At 70.5% G+C, this 7,190-nt stretch carries 9 protein-coding genes; 5 read left to right on the forward strand and 4 right to left on the reverse strand.

Annotated features, from left to right (window positions below; genetic code table 11):
* On the reverse strand, positions 1-2,587 hold a 2,587-nt coding region (locus tag ABZ749_RS25430; protein ID WP_357232064.1), incomplete at its 3' end, for a BTAD domain-containing putative transcriptional regulator.
* Between the two features lie 136 nt (positions 2,588-2,723).
* Between ABZ749_RS25430 and ABZ749_RS25435 the strand changes: the two genes are divergently transcribed.
* From ABZ749_RS25435 to ABZ749_RS25450, 4 genes are all read left to right on the forward strand, one after another.
* Positions 2,724-2,861 (forward strand): hypothetical protein, encoded by a 138-nt coding sequence (locus ABZ749_RS25435; RefSeq protein ID WP_357232040.1) that lies wholly within the window; start codon positions 2,724-2,726, stop codon positions 2,859-2,861.
* Positions 2,848-3,468, forward strand: a complete 621-nt coding sequence (locus tag ABZ749_RS25440) for a dihydrofolate reductase family protein (RefSeq protein ID WP_357232043.1) — start codon at positions 2,848-2,850, stop codon at positions 3,466-3,468. Before ABZ749_RS25435 ends, ABZ749_RS25440 begins: the two co-directional genes overlap by 14 nt.
* A 16-nt stretch (positions 3,469-3,484) precedes the next feature.
* The gene (locus ABZ749_RS25445) at positions 3,485-3,937 is read left to right on the forward strand and encodes a hypothetical protein (protein ID WP_357232046.1); all 453 of its coding nucleotides are present in this window, start codon (positions 3,485-3,487) and stop codon (positions 3,935-3,937) included.
* A 116-nt stretch (positions 3,938-4,053) separates the two neighbouring features.
* Complete coding sequence (locus ABZ749_RS25450; protein WP_357232049.1) at positions 4,054-4,758, forward strand: TMEM175 family protein; 705 nt, start codon at positions 4,054-4,056, stop codon at positions 4,756-4,758.
* Between the two features lie 31 nt (positions 4,759-4,789).
* On the opposite strand, the gene ABZ749_RS25455 is transcribed toward ABZ749_RS25450, so the two are convergent.
* From ABZ749_RS25455 to ABZ749_RS25465, 3 genes are read right to left on the reverse strand one after another with little or no spacing between them, the layout of a single operon-like run.
* Entirely contained in the window at positions 4,790-5,344 is a 555-nt protein-coding gene (locus tag ABZ749_RS25455; RefSeq protein WP_357232052.1) for a hypothetical protein, read from the reverse strand.
* Positions 5,334-6,005: a hypothetical protein gene (locus ABZ749_RS25460; RefSeq protein WP_357232055.1), complete on the reverse strand. Its 672-nt coding sequence runs from the start codon at positions 6,003-6,005 to the stop codon at positions 5,334-5,336. Before ABZ749_RS25460 ends, ABZ749_RS25455 begins: the two co-directional genes overlap by 11 nt.
* Positions 6,006-6,056: 51 nt before the next feature.
* Positions 6,057-6,731 carry a uridylate kinase gene (locus ABZ749_RS25465; RefSeq protein WP_357232058.1) on the reverse strand — a complete coding sequence of 225 codons (675 nt, stop codon included), beginning with the start codon at positions 6,729-6,731 and terminating at the stop codon, positions 6,057-6,059.
* Between the two features lie 86 nt (positions 6,732-6,817).
* Between ABZ749_RS25465 and ABZ749_RS25470 the strand changes: the two genes are divergently transcribed.
* Positions 6,818-6,982, forward strand: a complete 165-nt coding sequence (locus ABZ749_RS25470) for a hypothetical protein (RefSeq protein WP_357232061.1) — start codon at positions 6,818-6,820, stop codon at positions 6,980-6,982.
* Positions 6,983-7,190 lie beyond the last annotated feature (208 nt).

Genomic DNA, 7,190 nt, shown 5'->3' on the forward strand with positions numbered 1-7,190 from the left:
TGTCGTTGACCTGTGTGAAGAGTTCGAGGGCGTGCTCGTAACAGGCGATGGCCCGCCGGTCGTCGCCGAGCTGGTGGTGGGCGTGGCCGAGGCTGTCCCAGGTGTCGGCCTGCCCCTGGACGTCGTCCACCTCCTGCAACATGCGCAGCGCCTGGCCGCACGATTCGAGGGCACTGTGGTAGTTGCCGAGCAGCGCTTCCTGCCAACCGACCGCGTTGAGGGTGTACCCCTGCCCGGCCCGGTTTCCGGCCCTCCGAAACAGGGTCAGCGCCCGCCGGGAATGGCGCAGCGCCTGCTGGTGCTGCCCCTGCCGCTCGGCCAGTTGACCAAGGTTCAGGCAGGTGTGCGCCCGTCCGGCGTCGTCGCCGACGTCGGTGAACAGGTCGAGTGCGCGCCGCAGGTGGTCGTCGGCCTCGTCGTACCGTCGGAGCCGGGAGCAGGCGAGACCGAGGCTGCGGTGCGCGTGGCCCTGCCCCGCCTGGTCCCCGATGCGGGACGCGGCGGCCAGAGCGATCTGTTGCGTGCCGAGCCAGTCCTGCCAGTGCCCCTGCCGGTGCAGAAAGCCGGCCATGGTCCAGGCGAGCTGCCAGGCGTGTCCCTCGAACCCGGACCGCGCCGCGAGCGGCACGGCGGCGAGCAGGACGGGGACCTCGGTGGCGAACCACGCCGCGGCGGCCGATCGGCTCCTGGGGCGTTCCGGCGTCACGCCCGCCCGGGGTGGCGAAAGGCTGATCGCGCTGAAGTGCGGGTGCAGTGCCAGGTCGGCGGCGTGAGCGGTGTGCAGGCAGTGGTCGAGCAGCCGGTGGATGGCGGCTCGACGCTCGGCCGGCGGCTCGGTCTCCTCGGCCAGGTCGGCGGCGTACGCGCGCAGCAGGTCGTGGAACGCGTAGCGCCCGTACGTGTGCTCGGTGAAGAGATTCGCCCGGGTCAGCTCGGTGAGCAGCGGGCCGGTCGCCTGCCCGTCGACGCCGGCCAGGCTGGCCACGGCCGGGGCGGAGACGTCCGGGCCGGGATGCAGGCTCAGCAGCCGGAACAGCCGGGCTGCGGCCGGGCTGAGCGTCCGGCACGACCAGGAGAAGACCGCCCGTACGTCGGTGGCCTCGTCACCTGCGCGGAAGGCGTCCAGGTCGCCCAGCTCGCCGGCGACGGCGGCCAACGAGAAGTGTCGGTTGGTGGCGGCTCTGGCGGCCACGATGGCCAGGGCGATGGGCAGCCGGGCGCACCGGTCGGCGATGGTGTCGGCCGCGGCGGGTTCGGCGGCGACCTGGCGCTCCCCGAGCCGGCGGACCAGCATGTCGCGGGCCTCGCCGGGGCTCAGCAGGTCCAGGGGCACCGGTTGGGCGCTTTCGGTGACGACCAGCGGGATGAGCTGGTCGCGGCTGGTGACGATGGCGAGGCAGTCCGGTGAGCCGGGCAGCAGCGGCCGGACCTGCTCCGCGTCGCGCGCGTTGTCCAGCACCACCAGCAGTCGCTTGCCCGCCACCGTCGTGCGGTACAAGCTCGCCATCGAGTCCAGGTCGCGGGGCATCCGGGCCACCGGAACGCCGAGCGCCTCAAGGAAACCGTGCAGGGCCCGCGCCGGTTCGGTTGGTGGGGCCGCCGGGTCGAAGCCGCGCAGGTTGACGTAGAGCTGCCCGTCGGGGAAGCGCTCGGCCGCGCGGTGCGCCCAGTGCACGGCGAGGGCGGTCTTGCCGACGCCGGCCGTCCCGGACACCACGACGGCGCCGCCCCGGTCGATCAGCGCGTCGAGGGCGGCGAGCTCCGTGTCGCGTCCGGTGAACGTGGGTACGGGAGGAGGCAGTTGCGCCGCCACCCGCGTCGGTGCCGCCGGGGCCGGTGCGGCGATGGCGGTGTCCTGGCGCAGGATGGCGCACTCCAGGTCGCGTAGCCGCGGACCCGGGTCGAGGCCGAGGTTCTCCCGCAGGTTGTCGCGCAACCGCCGGTACGTGGCGACCGCCTCGCCCTGCCGGCCGTCGCGGTACAGGGCGAGCATCAGCTGCGCGTGCAGGTGCTCGTCGAAGGGGTGTTGTCGGACGAGCCGTTCCAACCCGGGGACGAGGCCGGCGTGCTCACCGACGGACAGCCGGGCCTCGGCGAGCGACCGTTCGGCCTCCAACCGTAGGCGTGCCAGGTGTTCGGCCTGCTCCTCAAGCCAGGCCGACCCGGCCACGTCGGCCAGCGGTGGGCCCCGCCACAGTGCCACTGCGGCCGTCAGGTGCTTCACCTGCTCGTTGGGGTCGGTCGAGCGCCGGGCCAGCTCGATGAGGCGCTCGGCGGTCTGGACGTCAGTGGAGTCCGGCCCGGTGTCGAGCAGATAGCCCGGCTGGCGCGCCACGATCGACCCGGGCTCACCGAGCACCCCGCGTAGGTAGGACACGTGGCGTTGCAACGTGTTCGCCGCGGTGGCCGGTAGCTGGTCGCCCCAGACCACGTCGACGAGCCGGTCGATGCTGACGACACGGCCCGCGTGCAATGCCAACGTGGCCAGAACCGCCTTGCGCCGTACACCGTTAACCGCCTGCGGAGCGCCGGCGACGACCACCTCCACCGGCCCGAGCAGCCTGACCCGCACGCCCGTACCAACCATCGAGATCACCGAATCAGGCTAAATCTCCGCCCCGGCATGCTCGATCCGATCGTCGCGCACTGGACACGATCCAGGGGGCACCAGAACCGGACTCCGGGAGCTACCCTCTAGCGCACTGCGGCAGGGAGGTGCGCTGATGAGCCGTCGGCTGCGGCGCGTCGCGATGGTGTTGCTCGGCGCGGTGTTGCTGGGTACGGTCGGCCTGAGTCTCGGCACCCGTAGGCTGATCTCCCGCCCAGACGTCGTCGATGGAGAGCGCTGTGACCACACGTAACGGCAAGGTGATCGTCGACCAGACCATCTCCGCCGACGGGTACTCGGCCGGGCTCAACCAGACCGAGGAACGCCCGTTCGGCGACGACGGCGGTGACGGCTGGGGCCGTGGGCTGCACGCCTGGATGTTCGACGCCGCCGAGGAGAACCAGACCGAGCTCGACCAGATCACCGACGCGTCGGCGGTCATCATGGGGCGCAACATGTTCGGCCCGGTACGCGGTGCATGGGATCGGCAGTGGAACGGCTGGTGGGGTGACGACCCACCGTTCCACAAGCCGGTGTTCGTGCTCACCCATCACGCACGGGAGCCGCAGCCGATGGAGGGCGGCACCACCTTCCACTTCGTCACCGACGGGATCGAGTCGGCGCTCACGCGGGCCCGTGCGGCGGCCGATGGCGGCGACATCCTGATCCACGGCGGTGCGACCACCATCAACCAGTACCTCGCCGCCGGCCTCGTCGACGAGCTGCGCCTGCACATCGTGCCGCTCACCCTCGGCACCGGTGTGCGGCTGTTCGACGGCGTCCCGTCGCTGAAACTGGAACAGGTGACGGCACGGGCGGCGAGCGCGGTCCTGCACGTCACCTACCGCGTGCTCTCCTGAACCGACGGAGGATGCGTTGTCCGCCATCGCGTCACTGACAGTGCTCCCCAGGGACGGCATCCTTGAGCTGGCCCGCCTGGCCCGCACATCGCCGTCGTCGTTCCGCGCGTACCTGGCCGAACACGGGCGCAGGGCGCGACAGGAGTACGACTGGTCCGGCTACTGCATGCTGTATGTCCTGACCTATCTGGAGGAGCGCGGCATCGACCTGGATCCGCCGGAGTTCAACGCCGAGTCGGAGGCCATCAACAGCGCGTACGGCCTGACCACGCTCATCACTCCCGCACCAGGGTTACTGGATCAGCTCGATCCCGGCGCGCACCGTGCCGAGGATCTGGCGGCCCACTTCGCCGAGATGGGGATGGACTTCGAGGAGAGTGGCCCGGCCGGGCTGGACGGGCTGCGGCTGTTGCGCGACTGCGTCGCCGACCTCAGCGACCACCAGGTGTTGCTGCTGCACATCGGCTGAGGCCGACTCGTCCCCGGCGGAGGACGCTGCCTGACCCGCAGGCCGGTTTGGTTCCGGCGACGGCGGGAACCCGCGGCACCGGAAGGGCTCTTGGGTGACCACCGTGGGGGAGGCTGATGCGCTGGTTTCGCGCGGCTCGCGGCGTCTCCACCGAGGGCACAACCAGAGCCAGCAACCCGATCGGTGCGGAACGAGATCCGAAGCGGGCAGTCACTTTCAGTGACGCGGTCATCGCCATCGCCGTTACCCTGCTCGTCCTGGAGATCCAGCCGCCGGAGGACACCGAGCACCTGCTCCGCGGCCTCTCCGAACTGTGGCCTTCCTACCTCGCGTACGCGATCACCTTCCTGCTGATCGGGCAGATGTGGGTGAACCACCACGTCATGTTCGACCACATCCGCTCCGCCGACCGCATGCTGCTCCTGCTCAACACGCTGCTGCTGATGGTGATCGCGTTCCTGCCGTTCGCCTCGTCCCTCCTGGCCCACGCGTTCGAGTCCGGCCACGGCCAGCGCACCGCACTCATCTTCTACGGAGCCACCTACGTGGTGGCCGCCATCCTCTTCAACGTGATCTGGGAGTACGCCAGGCACGGCCGCCGCCTGCTGACCTCCACCACCGACGACGACACCGCACGGGCGATCAGCAGACGCTTCCGCCCCGCGCCGTTCTGGATCGTCGTCGGGACCGCACTAGGCGCTATTCATCCGGTCGTGGGCCTCGTGGTGGTCATCGCGTTCATCCCCTTCTACTGGCTGCCGATCAAGGGCGAGGTCGGCAGCATCAAGCGCACCCGCGAGCAGAGTCACGGTGACCAGTAGCCACGAACCAGCTGCCCTGTCACCCCGGCGACTAGCGGGGCCGAAGGTCGCGGGGGGTGAGCGGCCGACCCGCCGCGTCCTGGACGGCGACTGACACCGAGTTCCTGCCAGCCCAGTCCGGGCCGGGTGGTGCGGCCTGCACCACGAAGCGCCTGGACCCGTCGGAGCCGTGGACCTCGAGAGGCACCAGTTCGGCGTTGCGGAAGCGGGCCTGGACATCTCCGCCGTCCGCGGCCACCTCGGCTCGGGCGGCAGCGGCGGGGAGCACGCCGAAGATGATCGGGGCGGCGGCGCCGCGGAGCGTACGGACGCTGAGTTCGTAGTTCTGCAGAACTCCGGACTCGGTGCAGGCGCGTTCCACTGTCGCGCCGTCCTGACGCAGGTAGAGACACTCGCCCCAGGTGCTTTCCCGAACCTGGACCACCGACCAGTTCACGCCGCCGGTCGTGCCTTCGGTGAGTAACCGGGGACCGGTCACGCTCGGCCGCCGCCCGTCCCAGCCCTCCCAGGTGAGGCCGCCGACCACGGCAAGACCACCGAACACCACCACGGCGGCCACCACGGTACGGAAACGGCTAGTAGACACGCAGATCACCGCCTTGCGCGTCGTGCAGCCGCAGCGACACGACCTCGACCCGGTCGCCCGCATCGGGTACGTACACGGCGTAGACCCGGTAGGCGTCGTGACCCGACGCGATCGTGGCCGCCTCGCGTGGCGTCCCGTCGCCAAGGGTGATCTGGATCGACGTGGCGGCGGCCGGCACGATGCCGTAGAGGATCACCTCCGGCAGTCGCCTGCCCAGACGCTCCGAATGGACCTGCTCGACCCGCCCACCGGCCAGCCAGCCGTCGCCGTCAGCCACCCGGGGCCAGGCGCAGTCCTTACCCGCCTCCCGCCAGTTGACGTACGGGTCGGAGAACGTCTCCCGCTCAAGTTTGGCGCAACGGACATCGAACGAACCGGTGACCCGGAGCCGGTAGTTGTCGCCCTCGTCGAGGGTGAAGAAGGCGACGTTGCTCTTCCACCGGTCACCGATGGCGACATAGGTCCAGCCGGTGACCGCCAGCAGGACGAGAAGGACGATGAGACCCCGGCGTACGGCCCTGCGCGGTGCGGCGGTCATGCGGCGCTCCTCGGTGGGGTTGACGCACTCACGGTAGCGCCGACGCACCAGCGCCTCGGGGAGACAGGATGCGAGGCGTTTGGCCAGTACGTCGAAACCCCACACCCCGACCTTGGGTGACATGGTCGCCTACCGTGCGCTGGACCGGCCTGCCCAGAGTCAGGATGAGTGCGGTCAGTGCGTCCGCGTCTCCCAGGCCGGCCGCTGAGGCTCGTCGTTGTGCACGACGATGTCGGCGTGCTGGGTCGGCCGAGCCGTGGCGAGGTAGAGCTGCTGGGAGGGAATGTAACGCTCCCGCCAGCGCCGTTCGACGTCAGCCCGGGTCGACACCCGGCGCTCCCGGACCACGGCACGGTCCACGGTCTTCCCCAGTGCCGTCGACACGAAGACGCGCAGCTCCCACCGGTCGACCAGTTCCCGGCGCAGCAGGAAGACGCCGTCGAAGACGAGCACGGCGTCGGCCGGTGCAGTCACGACCGGCGGGGACAGCACGGCATCCGTTGCGCTGTCGTAGACCGCGGGTTGGAAGCGTCGATCTCCGCCCGGCCCCAGCGGGTCGAGTAGAAACCGCTTCAGCGCCTGATAGTCGTGGGTGTCGTGGTAGCAGCCTTCGGCCGAGTACTCGCCGCGTGGATAGCGCCGCGCCCGAGGGAAGAGGAAGTCGTCGATCGTGGCGCGGATGACCTCGCGGCCCTGTGCGCGCAGGACGACGGCCAACTCGTCGGCGAGGGTGGTCTTGCCTGCGGCGGGCGGCCCGTCGACGGCAACCCGCGTCGGGTGGGCGACTGCAACGGACCCGACTGCCTCAGCCAGCCGTTCGAGCAGCTCGCCGCGGGTGCCTTGAACCATGTCCTGCCCCTCCTCACGTCACCGCTCGCCGGTCGGGCCGGATCAGAGCCTTCGTCGAAGTCGGTCACATCACGCAGGGTCTTCCGATGGTCGCACGGATCCTGGCGTACCTCCGCCCGCCGCTTGTCGTCTGCGGACACCTGGTTGCCCTGGTGCTGCTGGTCCTGGACGCGCGCCGTGCCTGGAGGTGCTGTCCGATCCCGGTGCCACCGCTGGCGACGCCGCCGACGTCGTCCGCCGCTACTCCGTAGACCCGAGGATTTCGTCCGTCAGCCGGACACGCTGACACTCAGCGCACAGGTGCGCCGGACCTCGACACTCCGGGCTCGTGGTGTGCGGGACCCACCAGTGCCCGCCGCCGGCAGGTCGAGAAAACGGTCGTCCAGAACCGGGCCCGCCCGCTACCACGCCACAGGCCGTAAGCCAACGCCAGTAGGAGAAGTACGCCTGTCAACCCGG

This window comes from Micromonospora sp. NPDC047753 (assembly GCF_040642735.1).
GTDB lineage: Bacteria > Actinomycetota > Actinomycetes > Mycobacteriales > Micromonosporaceae > Micromonospora.

What these genes read in the sequence shown, in the direction of transcription:
- ABZ749_RS25435 (WP_357232040.1), top strand. Translation starts at nt 2,724, where the DNA reads ATGAGCCGTCGGCTGCGGCGCGTCGCGATGGTGTTGCTCGGCGCGGTG.
- ABZ749_RS25450 (WP_357232049.1), top strand. Translation starts at nt 4,054, where the DNA reads ATGCGCTGGTTTCGCGCGGCTCGCGGCGTCTCCACCGAGGGCACAACC.
- ABZ749_RS25460 (WP_357232055.1), bottom strand. Translation starts at nt 6,005, where the DNA reads ATGTCACCCAAGGTCGGGGTGTGGGGTTTCGACGTACTGGCCAAACGC.
- ABZ749_RS25465 (WP_357232058.1), bottom strand. Translation starts at nt 6,731, where the DNA reads ATGGTTCAAGGCACCCGCGGCGAGCTGCTCGAACGGCTGGCTGAGGCA.
- ABZ749_RS25470 (WP_357232061.1), top strand. Translation starts at nt 6,818, where the DNA reads ATGGTCGCACGGATCCTGGCGTACCTCCGCCCGCCGCTTGTCGTCTGC.